Here is a 22,724-nt window from a genome sequence, read left to right as displayed (position 1 = left end):
TTTATACCTCTTATCTTAATTCTTTAATTTCCTTAAATAACTCCCTAGAACCTTCTATGGCACTTTTGCTTCCCACAACGCAGATATTGTTTCTGTCTATTATCTTTTTAACCTTTGGTGCAAGATTTCTTATGTCCTCCGGTGTTGTTGCCAAAACCTTAAGTCTTGTTTTACAAAGGGACTCGTAGGGCACCCCTGCCATATAATTAGTAAATTCCCTTCCGCTTATATCAGCTGCATTTAGTGGTGTATCAAGAAGACTGATTGTGCCGATAATATACTTGCGCATTTCACGCTCATCCACGTTGAAATTTTCTATAAATTCAGGTGCCTTCTTATATACCTCAACTGACTCCTTAAGCTTCGGATCCCTGTATGAGCTAAAGAAACCGTCTCCTGTTTTTCCAATAACACAATTACATCCGTATGCTCCGCCTTTTTCCCTGATATTATTCCATAAATATTTATTTCTCATAATATTTCCCAGAACAAAAAAGCTTCCATCGTACTCTTCCTTCTCACCTTCGTCATTATAATTTCCTGCCATGGTTACATATTGAACCTGACCTGATGTTACAATGGCCTCGTTTTTCTGCTGTGGAACAAACTTCCAGCCGTCAAACTGCTCCTTAAAATCATCTGAACTGTCAAACATATTTTTCTTAAGGTCTACAGTATATTCTTTTACTTTTTCAAAGTTTTCGCCATCACCTGCAAAGTTAAGAATCATATTATCCTTAACAAACACTTTTTTCACAGTGTCATAAAGCATTGCTATAACTTTATCTTTTTTCTCATTAAAATTATCAACAATGTCACTTATAAACTCATAAAATGCCAGTCCAGCGATTTGGTCTCTTAAATAATATGCCTTTGAATAATATGACATTGCCCTAAGCCTTGCCACACTGTCACCACTGCTTACTATTCTTCTGTTCATTCTAAGTTTTAACTCTTCAAGTAATTCTTTAAGACGCTTCTCATTGTCAAACTTTGTTTTCAAAATTACTTCGTTAATGATTTCATATGCAATCTTAATATTCTCATTAAGAGCCTTGAAGTGAATTTCAGTGTTTAATTTAATTTTATTCTCACTTTGACTTACATATAAACCTGTGTCAAAGGCCAGACCACCTAAATTCAAATCTATATCCATATTTAATTCCATATAGTCTCTGTCTGTATCCATGTATGTTAAAAGATACTTCAAAAGACCAATGTATTGGTGGTACTTTTCAGGCATCCGTGAGCAGTCAAAGGCTATATCCACATATCCGATACCGTTAGTAAAAATATCACTGTGAAGCACCGGGATATTTTCCACCTGACTTTTTTTACTAATAAGAGGTCTCGGATTTTTATTAATGTCTGAAATCTCCAAAAGAGGAATAGTTTCTAATTCTTCCTGAGTAGATGGTGTCTTTTGAAACTCCTCTAATTCACGGGTTTCAGTAATTATCTTCTCAATCTCTTCCTTAGACAAACCTGCCTTTTTTGCCTGAAGACTTTCCATTAACCTAGATTCTTTTTCCTCTGTAAGCCCCTTTTTCGGTGCCAGAACCACTACAGAATGATGTGTATTATTTATAAGATATTTCGTAAGAAGTTCTTCAAAATAATTACCTTCAATATTCTTTCTTAACTCATCAAAAATTTTGTTTGTCTCTAAGTGAATAAATGGTTTCTCATCATCATAAATCCAGCTTGCCATAACATCCAGTCCCCACATAAGTCCCTTTGGAATGCTTCCAAAATCAGATTCCTTTGTGTCAAACTCAATGCTGTTAAGACCTGCAAGAAGTGTTGTTTTATCAATGCCATTTTCTACGATTTTCTCTAATGTGTCCTGAACTACCTGAAGGAACCTGTCCTTGTCATCCTTATTAGCACCCTTTACCACAATGCTGTATACAGGCTGAAGTATGTCGTCATCCATAGAGCCTGTCACTGCCTTTCCAATACCTGCATCTATAATTGCCTGTTTAAGTGGAGCTCCCTCTATATCCATTATTGCATATTTAAGTACCTTAAACGCCAGCATAAGTTTTGCGTCAAGGTTGTCTCCTATAACATAATTTGATGTAAGCATTGCACTTTCTTCTTCTATTTCATTATCGGAAATGGCATATTCCTTTACAATCTCATATGTTTTATCAAACGAACTTTGATGTTCAATACTAGAATCAATGTCCAATTTGTCATATTTTCCAAGATAATTTTCATCAATCCAGTCCAATCTTTCACTCATATCCATGTCGCCGTAGAGATAAATAAAGCTGTTTGACGGATGATAATATCTTCTATGGAAATCAAGATATTCCTCATAAGTAAGCTCCGGAATATGCTCCGGGTCGCCACCGGATTCATACTGATATGTTGTATCCGGGAACAATGATTGAGCTGTTACACGGGAAGCAATTCCGTCTATAGATGAATACACACCCTTCATTTCATTGTAAACAATGCCGTTAATTTCTAAAGGCTCATTTTCGTCATTAAGCTCATAATGCCAGCCTTCCTGTTTGAAAATTTTATCTGTTTTATAAATATTTGGATTAAAAACCGCATCCATATATATGTGCATAAGATTTTTAAAATCCTTATCATTGTAGCTTGCCACCGGATATACCGTTCTGTCAGGATAAGTCATGGCATTAAGAAATGTATTAAGTGACCCCTTTACCAGTTCCATAAAAGGATCTCTTAAAGGGAAATTTTTTGAGCCACATAAAACCGTATGTTCTATAATATGAGGCACACCTGTGTCATTGTTTACCGGTGTTCTGAAGCCTATGTTAAAAACCTTGTTGTCATCCTCATTTGACAATAATACAATTCTCGCCCCGGTTTTTTTATGTTTTAAAAGCCATGCATCAGAATTAATTTCTTCAATATACTTATTTATCACTACTTCATATGCATCTTTTTCGTATATGGATTTATTTTTTTCAATAAAATCTTTAAACATTCTTTTCTTACCTTTCATAAAAATATATAAGTCTCCCCCAAAATCATTAAAGACCTACAATATCTATATTACCATAATTTAACTTATCTATCCATAAGAAAAGCTGCTGCCTGATGATTTCATATCACCAAAGCAGCAGCTTTTTAAAACCTATTTAAAATTAATCAAAATATCTTACATATTTTTTCATTCTGTCTACAATTATTACTGCAACAATTATTTTAATTATATCAGGTATTATGTATGGGAATACGCAAAGTCCCAATGTTGCAACTAATCCGTTTTTCATTAAAATCATGAACCATATTGTTCCTATGGCAAAACATATTACATCTCCTACAAGCATTGCTAATGCGGTAACTGCGATTTTTGCCACTCCCTCTAATTTGTTAGCAGCTTTTTCAACAATTAATCCTGTAACAATTGCCGTAAATATAAATCCCACAATATATCCCCCTGTTGGTCCTGCTATAACTGACGGTCCTGATTTTACCTGACCTGCAAAAACCGGAACGCCTATAATTCCTAACAGTATGTAAACTATAACTGAGATTGTTCCTCTCTTTGACCCCAGCAATCCGGCAGTTACGAAAACTGCAAATGTCTGAAGGGTAAATGGAACCGGCTGAACCGGAACTCTTATCCATGAACATACTACTATTAAAGCCGTAAATATTGCTATTAAAACCATGTTTTGTGTTGAAAACAACTTTTCTTTTTGTGTCTGCATATTTTTATCCTCTCTTTTTTATTATTCAAACGTCACAATTTTATTTCATATAGTTCTATTTGTCAACCATTTTATTTTTTAGGTTCACATTTCTTTCCAGCTTTATTGTTTTTAAATTAATAAAATGCTATACTTAATGCATTACAACTTGCTTTTGGAGGCGAACATGAAGGTAAAAGATCAGGTATTAAAACAATTAGAAGATAATAAAGGAACTTATTTTTCAGGCAGTGAACTGGCAGCTGCATTAGGTGTCAGCAGAAATGCCGTATGGAAGGCAATTAAGTCCTTAGAGAAAAGTGGATACCGTATTTCTGCTGTTCCTAATAAAGGATATTGTCTTAACATGGATAATGACATTCTTTCATCCTGGAGCATAAAGCAGCATTTAAACCACGACGGCCTTAACATAACTGTATATGACACAATTTCGTCCACTAATGATGTTTTAAAGGAGCAGGCAGCTCAGGGGGCACCTCACGGAACCGTAATAATTTCTCAGGAACAGACTGCCGGAAAAGGGCGCATGGGAAAGAATTTTTATTCTCCATCAAAAACCGGAATATATTTAAGCATTTTAGTCCGCCCTGACATTCCGGCAGGGGAATCACTGTTTCTTACTACTTCTGCTGCCGTTGCCACTGCCAAAGCCATTGAAGATGTTTCAGATAAAAAAGCTGACATTAAATGGGTTAATGATATATATATATCTGATAAAAAAGTTTGTGGAATATTAACTGAAGCTTCCTTTAATATTGAAACGGGAAAATTAGATTATGCCATTGTAGGAATAGGAATTAACATTTGCTATCCTGACGGTGGATTTCCTGATAACATTAATGATATAGCCACTGCGGTTTTTGACAGCAATACCGATACGGTTAATAAAAGAAGTATCCTTATAGCCCATCTTTTGGATTATTTTATGGACTATTATGAAAATTTTGACAAAAAATCCTACGTGGATGAATACATTAAACGTTCCATGCTTATTGGACGAAGAATCTATATTGTAAACGGTGATGATAAAATACCTGTTACTGCCAAAGAAATCGACAGAGACTGCCGATTAAAGGTAGAATATGAAGATGGTAGCGAGAAATGGCTTTCATCCGGGGAAGTAAGCATTAAAATCAAATAAATCAGCTACCTTTAAGGCTAAATACAAAATACCGGTACGGATTTAATTACCTAAAACCATACCGGTAAAACTTTGGACCTTTTCTGTCAATAATATGCCCTACCATACAATAAGACACTTAGTATGAAATTAATATGTATACACTATAAATATATATAAGGTGTTAAAGATATAGAACTGTTGAATATAACAAAAGCCATAGGCTCTATATCAAGGAAGTATTTTTACACATTCTCCGACATAGCCTGTCGAAATGGCTGACAGAATACCGTCTAAGTTTCAATATGACAAATTAAAAAATAAAAGTATAATCCCTGGATACTTCCGGGAAATACCATAGCTCTTTTGACATAACGTCATGTTAACACGTCATCGTCAGAAAAATCCGGACTTGAAATTTAAATCCATATTTCCACCCCCTGTTCACAATATAACTGATAGGGCAATACACGCCTAAAACATAAGGAAGCATATGTACATTAGTATGTGAAATTATGTGCGCAAATCCATACCTGACATATGTTTTGAATAATACGTTGCCCGTGTTGCCTCATATCGTTATATGTATGTTAACATTTTGTATATGTGATGTCAATATATTTTGTGCCATTTTTATATTTTTTATGTTTATTTCATTGCGTAACCTCTCCGGTTATCATCCAAGGTGACGGCTGTGCAACAAAAATACTGTTTTTGTCTGTTTTTGAAACTGATATCTGCATTACTTCCGTAACATTAACTCCATGTTTTTTCATTAAGTATTTAATGTCTGCTAATATATCAAGTTCTAAGGTATAAACAATAATCTTAATGTTTGGATTAATTTTTAATAAGTTTACAATATCACTTTCAATATCCTGCTTTGTTGCTACTATAAATGCAATTCTTGGCACCGGAAGCTTCTCCAATGTTTCCACCTTTAAGTCAGAAACGATTTCAACATTGTGAACTCCAAACTTAGACGCATTCTCTTCCATGGAGCGAAGGGAACCTGCATCTCTTTCTGCTGCAATAATTACTCCTTCATATGCCACCATTGAAGCCTCTATTACTATACTTTCACCACTTACAATAAGGGCTGTGTCACTAACATCCAGCTCTAACTTATTCATAATAACAGACCTTATTTCGTGACCTACATATTTAACGGTACCTGATGAGAAGTTTTCATTTTTTATTCCAAAAATCATTGATTCTCTGGTATTTTCATTAACAATGAAAATAACCGTAGGACCTGACAACTCATCATCCATCATGTCGCTTACCTTACAGTGCTTCATTTCTCCAGGCTCATATCCCTTTCCAAAATACATTTCATAGTCACCATAGCCTGCTTCCCAGCATTTATATAACATATTAGGATGAGTTTCATCAGCAAAAATTAAAATTCTCTTATGAGTTGCTATTGTTGCAAGAACATTTCTCCTTTTTCCGCAAGTATTAAGAAGCTTGATTTTTTCAGGTGTTACCCCCTGCATATCTGCAACATATTCCATCCATTTAAGCATCTGTGATGTAGAAAATTCCACACAGGATTTTTCTATATTATTCTCCATTTTAGTATCCTCCTTGTCTCCGTTCAAACTTATAGAAATATTATATCACTAAATCAATGTGTAGCAAGAAAAAATATGCTATAATATGTAAATGATATATTTGAAAGGATTAAAAAAATGACAAAAAAACAGCTTGCTTTGGAAATTATTAATCGTTTAAAAAAGGAATATCCTGATGCCTCCTGTACCTTAGACTATAAGGATGCATGGAAGCTTTTAATAAGCGTCCGTCTTGCTGCCCAGTGCACTGATGAGCGGGTAAATAAAATCGTCCCTGATTTATATAAAAAATATCCTACTATTGATGCTATTGCTGAAGCCCCTGTAGAAGAAATAGAAAAAATAGTCCGTCCCTGTGGATTAGGGAAAAGTAAAGCCCGGGATATAAATCTTTGCATGAAAATGTTGAGAGATGACTTTGATTGCAAGGTACCTGACAATATGGAGGATTTGTTGAAGCTTCCGGGAGTTGGCCGTAAAAGTGCTAATCTTATAATGGGTGATGTTTATGGGAAGCCTGCCATTGTTACAGATACCCATTGCATCCGACTTACCAACCGTATGGGATTAGTGGATGGAATAAAGGAACCGAAAAAAGTTGAAATGGCACTTTGGAAAATCATTCCCGGCGAAGAAGGCAGCGACTTTTGTCACCGTCTTGTGTATCATGGCAGGGAAGTATGTACTGCCAGAACCACTCCTCACTGCAACAGATGTTGCCTAAATGATATTTGTAAAAAAAGGATTTAACTTAAATGAAAACCGGTAAAGTATATACATATCAAAAATATGTCACACCTTACCGGTTATTTTATTGATTAATTATTATTTTTTATTGTTACTTTTTTATTTTTAATCTTTTTGCACTTTCATTATCCCTTTCCTCCTAATAAATTTAAATAACTTATTTTCTCATAAAACTCCATACTGACGCATAAGTTCCATTCTTTTCTTTCCCATTGCTATACTGTCTATTTCTTTAGAATATCTGCTTTGTGTTTTTCTCTGTTTCAAATACCTTATTATTCTGTGACAATACGCAACCGGCAATAAATAACTTCTCTTTTGCAAATACTGATATTTCTGCTTCATATATGACTTAGACGGAAATAAAGAGCTTTTTATGGAAAGCCGTACTTTTTTATTTTTCTCTGAAAAGCCTTTATTTGCAGCACTTATGGTGATTTTTGAGCTATGTATCCTTCCCATACTGCTTTTACCAAAAGTTCCTGAATCAAGCATATCCACTAAAAGATTTTCACTGTCTGCCACAATTAACTGTCTGTCTTTTAAAGGAATCTCGCTGCTGTTAAAGCCTAAATATCTGTCACCTATATCAAATAAATTGATAAGGAATCTATATAATCTGTTTTCCTGTGCCACAGTTTCCACATAATCCCAATTAATTAAGGAATTATATTTTTGGGCAAATATCAGCAAATCGCACAGCTGACGTACTCCAAAACCGCAATATATAAAATGTTTGTAACTATGACTTAGTAAAAACAGAAAATGATCTGTTTCATTAAGAGTCCATACCCATCCTGTTCCCGCCTCTCTCTTCTCCGCCTTATCCACTGCTTTTTTAAATCTGTTATTAAGACCTTTAAAAGCGTTATTGTCAGATGGCAACAAGCCAGTATGTATCTCTATTCTTACTTTCGTGATCGAATTATAATAAGCTACTTCATACGGAATCTTTTTTTTGTCCATATTCTCCACGTCATTTTCACATATAAAGCCTTCTTTTTTTAAGATTTCATGGCATTTCATAAAATCTTCTTTATCAATAAGCAAATCTTCATCATTTGAATATCTACAATCCGGCTTAGGATAAAGATTTCTAAGAACAATTCCCTTAACCACCACCGGTTTAATTTCATTTTGTAATAACTTTTTATAAATTTCAAAGAAAAAGCTTGTCCTCTGAGTCTGGGATATCATAAGCAAAATGGTCTGTCTTTTATAAGGTGCAATCTCTTTTTGAAATCTTTCGTAGCTGTTGGTACCGGCAATAAAATCGCACACAATAGGGAGCATACTCTGTTCCCTTGCCATATTTAATACTTCAATAAGCTGCTCTTTTTTATTAATATTTATCTCTATGTTTTCACCATCTGTCCCAAGGGCTCCTTTAACGGCATCCATAAAGATTTTACTATCAGGACTTATCATGTGACACCTCTTTTAAACTCTCTTATACCTTAACAAATAAAATATCACACCAAAGGGGTATGCCATTAACGCAACAATCTTGTTGTGTGCTTTCTTTATTACATCCTTCTCCCCTGCAATTCCTGCTACTGAAATATATCTTATATAATCAAAAAATAACGACCTAAATGTATAATCACTATTTATTTTCTGATTAACATATAACAGATAACCCTTTGGATTATTTTTAATAAGTTTTGACATATTAAATGTATACCCATCCATCTGATATCTGTGTACACACAACGTCCTGTTTAATACCACAAGTTTTCCGTCCCTGTCTATTAAATTATATAAGTATGCCTCGGGTACAAATTTTTCCTTTTGAATTTTAGGAAACTGATACTTCTTAACTTCTGTTGTTCTAAATACCAGCATAGCCTCCCCTTTTAAGCCAAACTTCCTGTATGCCTCCCCTAAAGTAGTCTCAACGTAGCCATCATTTGCTTTTTCTTTCTCAATGTAATACCTGTCATTAAAAGCTTTTCCTCCAGGCTTTTTATCATGTTTTATTTTGATATAACCCGGCAGTTGTTTAACCTTCATTTCCCTTTTTATATCTTTAAACTGAACTTTTTTCTGTGACATAATACCTACAATGTTTTCATTCAGTTTAACTTTTTCCCAACATTTAAGTACCATTTCAATGGCATTTGGGGTAATAACATCATTTGAATCAAGACACATAAATATTTCCGTTGTTGTCATTTCCACAGCCTTGTTATGAGCCATAGACTTTCCTAAGTTGTCCTGCTTCAAATATTCTATCTTTATTTCATTTTCCAGCTGCCACTTTTTTATAAGTTTCTCAGTGCTATCAGTGGAGCCGTCATCAACAACAAGCCACACAAAATCTTTGCACGTCTGTTTTTTTAATGAGCAATATAATCTTTTAATTATATTTCCACGATTATATGTAGGTGTAAAAACCGTAATACTCTCCATTGTTTTCTCCAGTCTGCTAATGATACTGAATCTACTTTTTAATTAACTTTTCACGTGATTTAATCCGATATGAGTTTAACGTTAAACTTTCTTATTTACCTGATATTACCACCGGTGAAAAAAAAAAGTAAAGTTTTATGATATAATTTGTCTTTTTGCAACATTTTTATTTTTTAATTTCCTCAAAATTTGTCTTATTTATCCTGTAAACCCTCTCACAAATATCCAAAACACTTGGTCTGTGGGTTGTTACAATACATATTTTCTTGCTGTCCTTTTTTATTATATTTTTAAGAACCTTTTCCTCGGTATCCACATCCAATGCAGAAGTAGCTTCATCTAACAGTATTACCGGTGCATCTCTGAGAACTGCACGGGCTATTGAAATTCGCTGTGCCTGACCTTCTGAAAGTCCCTGCCCGTTTTCACCGATTATGGTATTTATGCCCTCCGGCAGTTTTTTTACGAAATCATAGGCACAGGCAGTTTTAAGAGCTGCTATTATTTCTTCGTCTGTTGCATCATTTTTAACCATTCTCATATTCTTGACAATGGTATCGGCAAAAATTGTATTGCCCTGAGGTACATACGAAAACATTTCCCTTGTAGCAGCGGAGAGAGCACATTCATTTCCTAAATTATCCCTCATAACACTTTTTCCGGATTGTGGATTTATAAGTCCTAAAATTATTCGCATTATAGTTGTTTTTCCCTCTCCTGAAGGACCTACTATTGCCACAATATTTCCTGACTTTGCCAAAAGGTTTACATTAGATAAAACCTTTTCACCACCCTTATACGTAAAATCAATATTTTCTATTCTGATTTCCAATCCCTTAGAACTGTTTTCCTTTATTTTTTGTGCAGTTTCTTCCTCAATCACCGGCTCCGGCTTAATTTCAGATACTGACATAATTCTTCCTGCACTGGTGGTAGCTGATACCGCCTGAGGAACTAATGATATTAAAGAAGAAAACGAGGAGGACAAACTGTTTGCCAGCTGTATAAACAATGTAAGGGTTCCAAATATAATGGCACCCTTCCACAATCTGTATACTCCCCAGCCCAAACATCCGTAAGATACCAACATTCCCGTAAAAGATAAGAGACTTGTGGCGGTTATGGACATTTTATTGTAATCCATCATTAAATCCTTATATTTTTGCTGTACATTTCTCATCCCTTTTTCAAAAAAATCCACTATTCCAAAACATTTAATTGTCTGTATATTCTGAAAAGAATCTTCCTGATATGTAATAACTTCACTACTTGCTTTTCTAAGTTCCTGACTGTATTTTCTCATTTTTGACAAAATCACCCTGGACATTAGCACTGAAACCGGTGCGCTAAGTAATGCAATAACTGCCATAGTAGGGTCATAATATAAAATAATAACCAACGCTCCTAAAAACTGTGCCCCCTTGGTAATAAGACTGGGAAACCAGCTGATAACACTGTCTGAAACAGTTTTCACATCTCCTGTAAGCCTGTTTATTAAGTCACCGCTTCTATATTCATACAGCGATTCCCAATCAGCTTCCATTACCCTGTCGTAAATTTCTGCCTGAATTTCATTATATACTTTGGTACTGATTAAAACCGTTGCCCTACTGGTTATGGCATTTAACACGATATTTCCTATACCCATGGCAATCATCAGGGAAACAACCCATCCTATTGCCTTTGTATCGTACCCTGTTACAATGTCAATCAGGTATTTACTCATTACACTTCCTGCTAATCCCATAACAGTTGCCAAAACACCTAACACACAATAAAGTAAAATTGCTCCCCAATAGTGTTTCGCATATTTCAGCATCCATTTTGCTTCACCTTTTACCTGAGATATATTATGTTTTTTCATTAATCTCTCCTTAACATTTATAAGACAGGCGAATGTAATTTATCTGTTAATAACCGTACCTGTTCTCTTATTTATATAATACATTTTTCCTTTAATTCTATGTCTTCCCTTTGTGTACTTCTTTCCTGTTTTGCTAAAAAGGTATGTTTTTACACTGTCACTGTAAGCCTGATTTCTTATTACGGAACCATCTCCCTTTGTCAAATATCTGTATCCCTTTACCTTAATCCAACCAGTTCTTAAAGCACCGTTACTTCCTGACAGATAATATTTCTTCTTATCTACTGAAATAAAACCTTTTCTCATTTTTCCGTTGTTCTTGCTAAAATAATACCATTTGCTGTTATGCTTTACCCAGCCTTTTACTTTCTTACCATCTTCCGTAACATAATATGTGGCACCATTTTCCTTTACAAACCTTCCCTTGTTTTGAATAGGGTTTAAACCATAATATGATACAATGGCATTGGCATCTGCCACACCTAACATTTCTCTTTTTGCCTTGGTGCTAAAAAACTTTTCACAGTCTGATTTGCTGGTAACAAATCCATGTTCAATAATTATGCTTGGGATTTTAGTTTTTACTCCGTTTCTTACTATGGAATAATAGTCTGCCCTGGCACCGTTACCGTAATACATGTCATCTGCCTTTCTCAGTAAAAGTCCCAGATTCTTTATGCCCAAATCCTTTAAATTAGCCAAAACCTGTCTGCCTAATGCCTGAGTTTCAATTCGCACATTATCATTGTATCCAGACCTATATGCCGGAAGAATCATGGCTCCGTTTCTGTGAGGATTATCATCTGCATTAATATGCATACTAACTAGAAAGTCGGCATCTAAACGCAATGCATAATTATTTCTTGCCACAAGACAATCCCCTAACTTAAGGGCGCTGCAGCATCTTCCTGTATCTCTTGTCATATATACATTTATATTTTCATATTTATTTAATTCATCCCTGCAGGCATTTGCTATGTCAAGAACTACTTTTTCTTCCCTTAATCCGTTTGCCTTTGCTCCTGTATGTACACTACAATGTCCCGGGTCTAAAACCACTGTTTTAGATTTAGATGGAGATATTTTAGAAATAATACTTTCCTTTGGTATCTTAGAATTATTTTCCGGATTTTTGGTAGTCTCTTCCGGAATAACTGCTGTAGTTTCCTCTGCTGTTCCTCTTTCTGTTTCATTTGCATATGCAGTATATGTATTTTGAACTCCTCCATAAATAGCTGATATTGCAGCTACAAGTGCTATTATTTTTACTAACTTTCTCATTTTAGCCTTATCTCTCCTGTAATTTAATACCATTTTTCAGTCTATAATAATCTTTGCGAATTAAAGCACCATTAATAACGTACCGGCACCTATTAATACACATCCTATTGCTGATTCACTAACATAAATTATGTTTACAGTGTTTTAAGTATAACAAAAATGTCAACATAATTAAACCCGGAAGAACAAGAATAATGTCCTTTCTTCCGGGTTTTTGCATTTATTTGGTTATCTTAACTTTTTTAACTGCCGACCATTTGCCAGCATTCTTGCCATTTATTCCCCTTACCCTGAAATAATATGTCTTTTTCCTGGTAAGTTTTTTAACAGTCACCTTTAATTTAGATGATGTTATTGTCTTTGTTTTATACTTCTTTGCCTTAGAGAACTTTTTATTTAAAGAATACTGAATCTGATATTTCTTTGCATTGCTTGCTTTCTTCCAACTAAGAGTTACTGTCTTTTTCTTTGAATTTTTCGCACTGCTGATTTTTGCCTGACCGATTTTCTTTACAGCCGGCTTTGGTGCTGTTCCTTTTGAAAGAACCAGTTTTTCCAAATTAACAGTGTAGAAATATGAATAATATTCTCCCTTAATCTTTTGCTGTAAATCCTTTGGCAATTCTAATATTTCTTTCTTGCCCGGTACTAAAATGGCAGCCTTGCCTAATATACTGTCATCTACTATTTTAAATACGGTATATTTTATGACTCCATCAGGATGGTCATCGTCAATGTAATGTACGGTATATACACCATAGTCTTTATTATCAGAAGTGCTGTGATACATTTGCAGGTAAACCTCACTAAACCAGTTCATAGATATCACGCCCTTAAACTGATCTATCTCCCCATCACTGTCTAATACCGTTTCATATCCTTTAGTTTCAGGCTTAATATTCTCCTGACCTTCTAGAGGCTTTGCAATTAAATAGGTTTTCCCTGCCTCGATTTCTTTATTTTCCAATATTTCATACATGGAATAATAGCCTGTTTTTTCCATGTTATCATCATACTTTGCATTGCCACCATAATATTTTCCGTCTTTTTTAAACTTATCAAGCCATGCTCCTTCTGAAACATCATATGCCTTAACATTTTCCGGAATCACATGTTTTTCTTTATCCTGCTTAACATTAACCTTTTCTGAAGTCTTTCCCTTTATAGCTATGGCTTTTGTCTTATCACCATTTGAAGCCCCAATTGTTTCTATTACAGGATATCCTTTTTGTGAATACATTTCCATGTCCACGGTGCTCTCTATTGTAAGAATTCCCTTTGTTCCCTCGGCACGCATATTAATCGCTGTTTCCTGTAATTTCTGCTTATTTACCACAAGTTTTCCATCTCCTGAAATGGTAAGATTTCCGCCATATCCGTCTCCCCAGATAAAGATTGACCTTACTTCATTTTCACCTTTTACGTTAATTTTAAAATCATCCCCCATAATATTGGCAACTAGGTTGTACTCTTTCATTTTAACATTATTTAGTGTGAGAGTGTTGTTTTTTTCATTATATGTCACACCATTTACCTTTTCCACCTTAGCCTGTGCAAAATTGGCAAATATAAACTTGTCGGTCTTTTCCGAAATCAATCTTAAATATGACGGCAACTCTCCCTTACCCGGTCCATTGGCTCCTAACACCATCTGAGGCATCATTGTAATCAACAATGCAAGACTTAATAATAAACTTATAACTTTTTCTTTCATAACAAATACTCCTTTCACGTATGTAATATTTTTTGTTTTCGAGAACCGGTTAAATCCGGCACTCCCACCTGTATTTGTATGAATAATATCCCATAAAGTTTACTTTTTTTTAAGTTTACATATGTCTCAAATCGTTATTTTATGGCTTTTTTTTGTTATTTCCACTCATAATAAAACTGAATCAGACCCACTCTGGATTTGGTACCTGTTTTCTCATTTAAGTTGGCAATATGCCTGTACAATGCTGCTCTTGAAATATATAATTCTCCTGCTATATCCTGTACACTTTTGTCGGACGTAAGAAGTTTCATCATCACCTCTTTTTCCCTTGGTGTTAAGGAAAATGTTTCTGAGAATTTTATAAATTTGTCTTTTAAATCTTCCTCCTGAGGCTCTATAGACTCTATATCCTGTCTTATGCCATTATGCATATAGTATATGAATATTGATAAACTTATTAACACAAACATAACCAATGCTACAATGCTATTAACAAAAACGCTTTTTGTTTCAAACAAATTGATGGATAATGTTCCTATAATGGCAGCACATAAATTGTTTACACCACGTCCAAGTCCTGCCCAAAGTTCCATTTTTTTCATATGGAAAGACAGTTCAATAAATGCCGTAGTAAAAAATACTGCGAAAAATCCTGCTGACAGATAAAATACCATAAGACCTACCATGAATCTGCCCCCTGTCATTATAACTAATACGCAAATAGTAGATAACAGAGTCACACAGTACATAATAATACTCATATACCGTCTTTTTCCCATATCAAATAAAATACCTGCCAAAATTCCACTTACTGCCAGCAATAGTCTTGGCAGCTGTCCTATGTCAACCTTTCCTGTGGAATGGAATAATGTAACCACATTATCAAGGGTAGAAAATATACATGCCATGAACAACACCTGAAAAATCAGGGTTATAGCTGCAACTTTTGGTCTTTTGAGTATATCCTGATTTTGCCCCGTTGCTGACACAATATCTTCCGGCTTTTTTAAAGCATAACTTAAAATAACAGCCAGCCATATTATCATCATTACTGACAATACAACAGCCTCTGCCCTGTCATTGTTTATAAGATTGTTATTAATGAACTGAAGGTACAAACCTATGGCATATGAAAAACCAATAGTCTTTGCCAGACTGCCATCTTTAAACAGATTAATTGCCACAAGGTAATGGGTTAAACTGCCTATAATTCCTAACAACACAAAAATAAGGCACCCGGCAATTAATATTAAAACATATGAAAAATGCATAACTATTATCAATACACCGCCAATATACCCTGCTACTGCCAATATGCTTCCTATGTATGGCACCTTACTCTTCACACAGCCTTTAATAAAAGGGAATATGATAAATCCCAATACGCTGGCTCCTAATATGTAACTTTGTGCAATTACCACACCTTTAGAATCAGTTACATATTTCATCATGTTGTCAAACAGATACTCTGTTCCTAAAAATATAAAATTAAATAATGCCAATATAATAACGGCATAAACTCTTTTTTTATTATTAATCATTTCTCTCATTTTTTATCCTGACTTTGCTAATTACTTGATAATAGGTTAGCATAAATTAAGATAAAAAGAAATGCCGGCTACCAAAATGATAACCGACATTGTTTTATTCTTATTTAATTTTACTGTTTACCACTTCCGGCAAATATCTTATTTATAAACACATTTTGAAAATATTTACAACATCTTCTTTTGCAAGAGGTTTAAATGCATATGCCAGTCCTCCCAGCCTTACTGCCTTTTCAGCCATTACTTCAAAATGACTTTCATCAATTCCAATATCAGTAAAACTGCTCTTTAATCCTAATGTTTCAAAAAGGAATTTTTCCATCATTTCAATACCTTTGTTTGCAATTTCCATTGGTGGGAGATTTTCGTCAACTCCAAATACATTTACCGCAAAATCCACGTATTTTGACACTGTAGTTTCGTCAAGACAATATTTCATCCAACGTGGTGTAAGTATTGCCAGACCTAAACCATGAGTTATGTCATATATTGCTGAGAGTTCATGCTCCATTGGATGACAACTCCACGCCTGACGCTTGCCACCATCTATAAATCCGTTTATTGCCCATGAGGATGTCCACAATAGGAAGATACTACTTAACGTCTGTTTTCTGCTCTAATATATCCCATGCATCTCCGTCATAAAAAGCTGCCGCTCCAATGTATTTTGTGCAGTCAATTACAGAACCGCCACCATATGCAAGCAGTACCTTTTTTCCGTACTTACTTAATTCTTCACCTAAATGACCTAGCTGATTTTCTCCAAAATACACCTTAGTAGGTATGTCGTATACAAAATTATTCATATGAAACCTCCTCCTTATTTTTTTCTCTTAATGTGAATTTCCGGTATTGCTACATTATCATATGTGATGTACCCGTCCTTGTCTGTTTTGTCGTCCTTTTCTTCTTCCTTTATTTCTCCTGTATGGATTTCAGGAACTGCAAGGTTTTCACTTTCCACCTCATAATCACCACGTTTTTTTCTTATTTTTTTTATGAGCATTTTTATACCTCCCGAATATACATTTTCTATAAAAAGTTAATGAAGAATGTAACTACTAAACTGTTTAAGAAATCGGCGAATAAACTTCCTACCAATGGAACTAACAGATACGCCTTAACTGATGGCTCGTATTTCTCACACAATGCCTGCATATTTGCCATGGCATTAGGGGTGGCACCCATTCCGAAGCCACATACACCTGAGGATAATACTGCTGCATCATAGTCTCTTCCCATTACATTAAACACTACAAAATATGTGAAGAACAATATAAGAAGTGTCTGTCCTGCCAATAAAATCACCAGTGGAAGTGCCAGTTCTGCTAACTGCCAGATTTTAAGGGTAATCATTGCCATGCCTAAAAACAGTGAAAGGCTTATACCACCAATGTCATTTATTTCACCCATATATATGGTAAATTTTCCTGAATATTCTCCTATGTTACGAATGCAGGCTGCAACAATCATTGCACCTATATATATTGGAAAAGTCATTCCTGTAAGGGACAAAAGCTCTGACACAATGGTACCTATTCCAATGGCAATGATAATCTGGAAAACTGCTGAAGGGTACATACTTGTGTGTCTCTCGTGCTTCTTCTCTTCTTCCACCAACAAGCTGTCATCTTCCTGAACAACTGTATCTAACAGCTTTTTCTTTTCTATTAAACGTCTTCCTACAGGACCACCCATTACGCTTCCTGCAATTAAACCAAATGTAGCTCCTGCGGTACATAACGTAGTGGCTCCGTCAATTCCAAAGTCTTCCAAAACCGGGCCAAAGGCTCCTGCCGTACCATGTCCTCCAACCATTGGAATTGAGCCTGTACACAATCCCACTAACGGACTTATGTTTAGCAATTTTGAAAGTCCTACTGCCAGAAAATTCTGAAATACAATTAAGGTAATAACCAATCCAAGAAATACAATCATTGCTTTTCCGCCACTTCTCAAAACCTTTAGATTTGCCTGAAAGCCTACAGATGTAAAGAAAAATACCATGCATACTTCCTTTAAAATATCGTCAAAGGTAAACTCCGCCACTCCTGTTACATAGCATATACATGTAAATACTGCAAATATTACGCCACCAATAACCGGTGCCGGAATACAAAATCTTTCTAAAAAATTAACTCTCTTTTTTAAAAATTTTCCCAACATCAGAACAAGGACAGCAACTGCCATTGTCTGATACATATCCAATTCTATCTTCATATCAGCTGTTAATTATTTCCTTTCTCTGTTTTAACGTCAATGCCGCATTCTTTGTAATATTCTGCAGCACCTTTGTGAAATGGAATTGAAATTCCTTCCACAGCAGTTTTTTCATCTAAGGAAATATCCACCGGCAGTGCCAGCTGAATTTCTTCCTTCTTATCAAAAAGAATTTTAGTTATATCCTTAACTGTTTTGTCTGATAATTTATCACTTGCCAGAAGAAGTGCTTTAACAGCAACCGTTTTAACATCCTGCTTTTGTCCATTGTATGTGCCTGCCGGAATAGTATATATGTTGTATGATTTGTAAGCTGACTCAAGTTTTTTGATACTTTCATCATCTAATGACAATAGTTCAATATCACACTGCTTCGCCAGTTCACTGATTACTGTAGTGGCTGTTCCTGCTGTACAGAAAAATGCATCAATTTCCATATCTTTTAACTTGTCTGCTGCACTGGTATAATCTAACTGAACTGTTTTTACTAATCTGTCTGTAAGTCCGTAAGCCTGTAAAATCTGTTTTGCACTTTGTTCTGTTCCTGATTCCTTTTCTCCTATGCTGATATTCTTTCCCTGAAGGTCATTTACCGATTTGATGTTTGAATCCTTCCTTACAACAATCTGACATGCCTCGTCATATAATGTTGCAATGGCACTGTATCCACGGTATTTATCGCCACCTGCGAAATTGCCTTCGCCGTAGTACGCATCATTTGTCATATCATTCTGGGCAATTGCCATTTGCAGATAGCCCTTTGATAAAAGTCGGAGATTCGCCGCCGAACCGGCTGTGGTTTTTACCTGCATATCATAGCCGTTGTCCGCCTCACTCACTACTCCTGCGAAAATATCGCTAAATACATGGTATGCACCGCCGATTCCTGCCGCACCAAATCTAATACTACTGCTGTCAGCACTGCACCCTGTAAGGGCAAATATCATTATAAATAAAATAATTAGTCTGTTTCTCACTAGAACACCTCGCTATGTTTTCTTGTTATTATGTATTTTATCATATAATTTGGATAAGACAAAGGGGAATGGTGGAAAGTGGGTGGGGATAGATTTTATGTGAGTCTGTGAAATAAAGTCTGTAAATAGACATTCTATGATAAGTGATGGAGCTGTAAGTTCATGAAATGAGCTTGCAGCTCTTGTTTATATAACTAGCATATAAAAATACCCATGTCAAGGACGCCCGTTTTATAACGGGCGTATATTTATCCTTGATATTGGGTATTTTTTATGCTATTCAGGCAAACGGCCTTCGTACATAATGCTCAGTTCTCCATACACCTGAGCCCAGTTTCTTAAGGTCGTTGTCCATTTCTTCGTTGCTTCAAACGTTGAAAGGTACAGAGCTTTCAACAATGCCTTGTCGCTTGGAAATACACTTCTCTGACGATTAAGTTTCCTGTATGTTGAATTTAAACTTTCAATGGCATTGGTTGTATATATTACTTTTCGGACAGTATCTGAAAATTTGAAAATAGGTGATATTACGTCCCAGTTGTCTTTCCATCTTTTCATTGCGTTTGGATACTTCGGAGTCCATTTTTCAGTCACCCTGTCTAAAGCTTCAAGAGCTTTTTCTTCGTTAACTGCCTGATATATTGTTTTAAGATCTTTTGCAAAAACTTTTCTGTCCTTGTCAGGTACATATTTAAGAGTGTTTCTCACCTGATGAACTATGCATCTTTGATATTCTGTGTTTGGAAAAGCTGCTGATATGGCTTCCTTTATGCCACTTAAACCATCGGCACATATAACAAGAATGTCCTTTACACCTCGGTTTTTTAATTCATTCAATACAGACAACCAGTATTTAGAACTTTCATTATCTCCAACACTTATGCTTAATACATCCTTTTTCCCGTCCACTGTAATGCCGAGAATTACATAGGCCGCAAGCTTTCTTATTATTCCCTCATCCCTTACAGAATAATGGATGGCATCTATGTAAACAACAGGATAAATTTCATCTAACGGTCGGTTTTGCCAGTCCTCGATTTGTGGCATTATTTTATCAGTCACATCAGAAATAAATCCTTCTGATGTTTCAAATCCATAAATATCTTCAATTGTGTCGGAAATCTGCCTTGTTGTCATTCCCTTTGCGTACATTGAGATTATTTTCTGGTCAATGTCTGAAATGTCTTTCTGACGTTTTTTTACAATTTGTGGTTCAAAAGTAGAACGACGGTCCTGTGGAACATCGATTTCCATGGAGCCATAACTACTGTTGACACGCTTCGACTTGTAACCTTTTCGATAATCATCGGATTCTGAACGTTGTGATTTTGAATAACCCAAATGGTCATCCATTTCAGCTTCCATCATTTCTTTGATTGTACCTCCAAGAAGATCTTTTAATGCCTCCTGGATGTCTTCAGCTGTCTGGATGTCATATTCATCCAATAGCTGGTGGATGATGGCACGTTTGCCATCAGTCATTTGTACCTTGTGTACTTTTTTTCTTTCTCTTGCCATAATTAAGGCCTCCTATAATAATAAATTTTATCATAGAAGGCCTATTAATTATATTTAAATATTTAATTTACAGAAAAACTTTCACACTCTCAATTTTTCTCTCATGGCTCCTGACTGTTCCCAGGATTCAGCAGCATCCATTCCTTCCTCCTGCCATAATTTCATTGCCATATTCAACTGGTGCATATCATCCATTGAAACATCTGACTCCTCCAGTTCTTTTTCACACTTTCTGATTTTCGCATCCGCCATTAAATTTTCAATAAATTTAAACATCTTTGTACCTTTCCTTTCTAACATTCACTGATAAGAATAAACCTTACTTGTATGTTTCATTGTAAGTACAATATATCAGAACAGGATGACAGGATATGTCATTGTTGTGAGAAAAAGGACCATTAATTGACTAATTTATTATAATCCTCCTTGCTACTATTAATAACCTTGTCAACCTTATACTTAGATACTTTTGAAGTTTCTTCATTCATCAAAGGTGTGCAAGTAAGATCCTTCAATATAACTGCTAATTTTGCAACAATGTATACCTCTCTCTTTTCCGATTGAGAATATTTTTTAAAGTCCTTTTCTCTATCAACAAGTTTTACAAACTTGTCTAATTTTTCTTTAAATACATTATCATAATCAACTACGATAGCATCCAACTTATTTGCTAATTTTCTTAACTTGTCTAATTCAATTCCTGCTTTTTTCATTTTTTCTGCTAATTCTTCTGCCTCACTTAGGCTTCCTTTAGCAGCCTCAAGGCTTTTACTTCCTTTTCTGCTAAAATAAATTCCTGCTATAGCTGCTGCCGGTGCAAACGTTAAACAGTTTGCAACTGTAGCTCCACCAGCCATACCTAGACCTCCAGCCTTTAATGCTCCTCCTCCTAATGCAGCTAGAGAAGCATTTGTAGCTGCTGCTCCTGATAAAGACGAGATTGCTACTCCTGTTGAAGCTGTTGCCAGACTTGTAAAACCCGTTGATACAGCAAGACCTGCGAGTTCTCCTCCTGCTAATGATATAACTCCACCTTTAACAACATCTCGAACGCTCATAGCTAATACATTTACATTTTCTAACTGATTTTCATCAAATTTTAATTCTTCATCAATTGCTACCTCACCTTCAAAAGAAATATTATTTACTTTTTTATATGTATCGGCAAATTTTACAATATGAGTCCATGTTTCAACTTTATCTTTTCCAAGCTGCTCTAACCTTTCATTTGCTGAAGATTCTTTTTCATCAAATTTATCTCTCGCAGAGTTATAAACTTCCTCTGCCTGTTCCTTAATCGATTTTGATTCTTTCATTTTAATAGCACCAGATACTCCAGTGGTTGCTCCTACGGCTGCTGTTGTTGCAATTGTACCTACGGCTGCCGCTCCAGCAGAAGTTCCTACTACAGTTGCTACAGATGACAATCCTACGGCACCCGCTGCTGCTCCCACTCCGGCACCTACAGCTCCCATTGCCGACACTGCCGCTCCACCTAAAGCTGTACCGGCCGCCGCTGTTCCCACTGCTGCAGCAGCTGGTAGCACAACAGGTGCTGCAACGATTGCACCTACAACTGCACCTGCACCTAATAAAAATTTTTTTAATCCCATGACACTCCTCCTAATCCTCGCTTAATGCCTTAATCAAAGCCTCACCCTGTTGTCTCCAAACGATACCTGTCTGAACCCATTTTTCAATAGCAACAATCTTCTCTTCACTAATGCCTAACTCCTCTGCTAAATTACGAATTTCATTTTTTTCTGCTTCATCATATGATCCATCTACCTCACACAATTGAATTGCTTCCTGAATAAAAAACATTGCTGTTATCTTAGTCGAAAATTCAACAGATATCTTTTTTGATGAATTCCAACACTCATTAATCTTTGCTATTGAATCCTCATCTAGTTTCATCCCAACTGCAGCAATATTAATATATTCAACTTCTTCATCTGCAATTATTCCGTCTGCCTTTACTAGCCTAATCAATCCTTTCAAATAGTTAATTTTGTCATTCTTTTTTTCAATATACATTGCCATTTCTAT

18 protein-coding genes and 1 pseudogene are annotated in these 22,724 nt (G+C 35.4%); 2 read left to right on the top strand and 17 right to left on the bottom strand.

Going from position 1 to position 22,724, the window contains the following annotated elements:
* Window positions 1–10 precede the first annotated feature (10 nt).
* Together DWW68_RS05565 and DWW68_RS05560 are read right to left on the bottom strand one after the other, a co-directional pair.
* A complete protein-coding gene (locus DWW68_RS05565) occupies window positions 11–2,986 on the bottom strand; it encodes an insulinase family protein (RefSeq protein WP_118589033.1) in 2,976 nt (991 codons plus the stop codon).
* A gap of 142 nt (window positions 2,987–3,128) precedes the next feature.
* Window positions 3,129–3,698, bottom strand: a complete 570-nt coding sequence (locus DWW68_RS05560; RefSeq protein WP_021952486.1) for a biotin transporter BioY — start codon at window positions 3,696–3,698, stop codon at window positions 3,129–3,131.
* Between the two features lie 166 nt (window positions 3,699–3,864).
* On the opposite strand from DWW68_RS05560, the gene DWW68_RS05555 reads away from it, so the two are divergent.
* Window positions 3,865–4,839, top strand: coding sequence for a biotin--[acetyl-CoA-carboxylase] ligase (locus DWW68_RS05555; RefSeq protein WP_021952487.1), 975 nt, complete (start codon window positions 3,865–3,867; stop codon window positions 4,837–4,839).
* A gap of 632 nt (window positions 4,840–5,471) precedes the next feature.
* On the opposite strand, the gene DWW68_RS05550 is transcribed toward DWW68_RS05555, so the two are convergent.
* Window positions 5,472–6,395 (bottom strand): hypothetical protein, encoded by a 924-nt coding sequence (locus tag DWW68_RS05550; RefSeq protein ID WP_021952488.1) that lies wholly within the window; start codon window positions 6,393–6,395, stop codon window positions 5,472–5,474.
* 117 nt (window positions 6,396–6,512) lie between these two features.
* Between DWW68_RS05550 and nth the strand changes: the two genes are divergently transcribed.
* Window positions 6,513–7,145 carry an endonuclease III gene (nth, locus tag DWW68_RS05545; protein WP_118589034.1) on the top strand — a complete coding sequence of 211 codons (633 nt, stop codon included), beginning with the start codon at window positions 6,513–6,515 and terminating at the stop codon, window positions 7,143–7,145.
* A 162-nt stretch (window positions 7,146–7,307) separates the two neighbouring features.
* Here the strand turns inward: nth and DWW68_RS05540 are convergent, their stop codons facing one another.
* The 14 genes and pseudogenes from DWW68_RS05540 to DWW68_RS05475 form a co-directional block, all read right to left on the bottom strand.
* Window positions 7,308–8,570, bottom strand: a complete 1,263-nt coding sequence (locus tag DWW68_RS05540) for a nucleotidyltransferase family protein (RefSeq protein WP_021952490.1) — start codon at window positions 8,568–8,570, stop codon at window positions 7,308–7,310.
* A 12-nt stretch (window positions 8,571–8,582) separates the two neighbouring features.
* The gene (locus DWW68_RS05535; protein WP_021952491.1) at window positions 8,583–9,554 is read right to left on the bottom strand and encodes a glycosyltransferase family 2 protein; all 972 of its coding nucleotides are present in this window, start codon (window positions 9,552–9,554) and stop codon (window positions 8,583–8,585) included.
* A 166-nt stretch (window positions 9,555–9,720) separates the two neighbouring features.
* Complete coding sequence (locus DWW68_RS05530; protein ID WP_118589035.1) at window positions 9,721–11,418, bottom strand: ABC transporter ATP-binding protein; 1,698 nt, start codon at window positions 11,416–11,418, stop codon at window positions 9,721–9,723.
* Window positions 11,419–11,457: 39 nt separating this feature from the next.
* A complete protein-coding gene (locus DWW68_RS05525) occupies window positions 11,458–12,699 on the bottom strand; it encodes an N-acetylmuramoyl-L-alanine amidase (RefSeq protein WP_158576814.1) in 1,242 nt (413 codons plus the stop codon).
* A 220-nt stretch (window positions 12,700–12,919) separates the two neighbouring features.
* Window positions 12,920–14,413, bottom strand: a complete 1,494-nt coding sequence (locus tag DWW68_RS05520; RefSeq protein ID WP_118589037.1) for a fibronectin type III domain-containing protein — start codon at window positions 14,411–14,413, stop codon at window positions 12,920–12,922.
* A gap of 155 nt (window positions 14,414–14,568) precedes the next feature.
* Complete coding sequence (locus DWW68_RS05515; protein WP_118589038.1) at window positions 14,569–15,963, bottom strand: helix-turn-helix transcriptional regulator; 1,395 nt, start codon at window positions 15,961–15,963, stop codon at window positions 14,569–14,571.
* 142 nt (window positions 15,964–16,105) lie between these two features.
* Window positions 16,106–16,766, bottom strand: a pseudogene (locus tag DWW68_RS05510) (iron-containing alcohol dehydrogenase).
* Window positions 16,767–16,780: 14 nt separating this feature from the next.
* Window positions 16,781–16,966, bottom strand: a complete 186-nt coding sequence (locus DWW68_RS05505; protein WP_021952498.1) for a hypothetical protein — start codon at window positions 16,964–16,966, stop codon at window positions 16,781–16,783.
* Window positions 16,967–16,992: 26 nt separating this feature from the next.
* Complete coding sequence (gltS, locus tag DWW68_RS05500) at window positions 16,993–18,180, bottom strand: sodium/glutamate symporter (protein ID WP_118589039.1); 1,188 nt, start codon at window positions 18,178–18,180, stop codon at window positions 16,993–16,995.
* A gap of 8 nt (window positions 18,181–18,188) precedes the next feature.
* On the bottom strand, window positions 18,189–19,157 hold the full coding sequence (locus DWW68_RS05495; RefSeq protein WP_279220105.1) for a TAXI family TRAP transporter solute-binding subunit: 969 nt from the start codon (window positions 19,155–19,157) through the stop codon (window positions 18,189–18,191).
* A 276-nt stretch (window positions 19,158–19,433) separates the two neighbouring features.
* Window positions 19,434–20,675: an IS256 family transposase gene (locus DWW68_RS05490; RefSeq protein ID WP_118589041.1), complete on the bottom strand. Its 1,242-nt coding sequence runs from the start codon at window positions 20,673–20,675 to the stop codon at window positions 19,434–19,436.
* Window positions 20,676–20,756: 81 nt separating this feature from the next.
* On the bottom strand, window positions 20,757–20,951 hold the full coding sequence (locus DWW68_RS05485) for a hypothetical protein (RefSeq protein WP_118589042.1): 195 nt from the start codon (window positions 20,949–20,951) through the stop codon (window positions 20,757–20,759).
* A gap of 122 nt (window positions 20,952–21,073) precedes the next feature.
* On the bottom strand, window positions 21,074–22,288 hold the full coding sequence (locus DWW68_RS05480; RefSeq protein ID WP_118589043.1) for a hypothetical protein: 1,215 nt from the start codon (window positions 22,286–22,288) through the stop codon (window positions 21,074–21,076).
* Window positions 22,289–22,298: 10 nt separating this feature from the next.
* Window positions 22,299–22,718: a hypothetical protein gene (locus DWW68_RS05475; RefSeq protein ID WP_118589044.1), complete on the bottom strand. Its 420-nt coding sequence runs from the start codon at window positions 22,716–22,718 to the stop codon at window positions 22,299–22,301.
* Window positions 22,719–22,724: the final 6 nt, after the last annotated feature.

Source organism: Eubacterium sp. AF16-48 (genome assembly GCF_003479405.1).
In the GTDB taxonomy this organism is placed as follows: domain Bacteria; phylum Bacillota; class Clostridia; order Lachnospirales; family Lachnospiraceae; genus Eubacterium_G; species Eubacterium_G segne.
The sequence above is the reverse complement of the archived record's forward strand: the minus strand, read 5'-3'. Positions and strand labels throughout refer to the sequence as shown.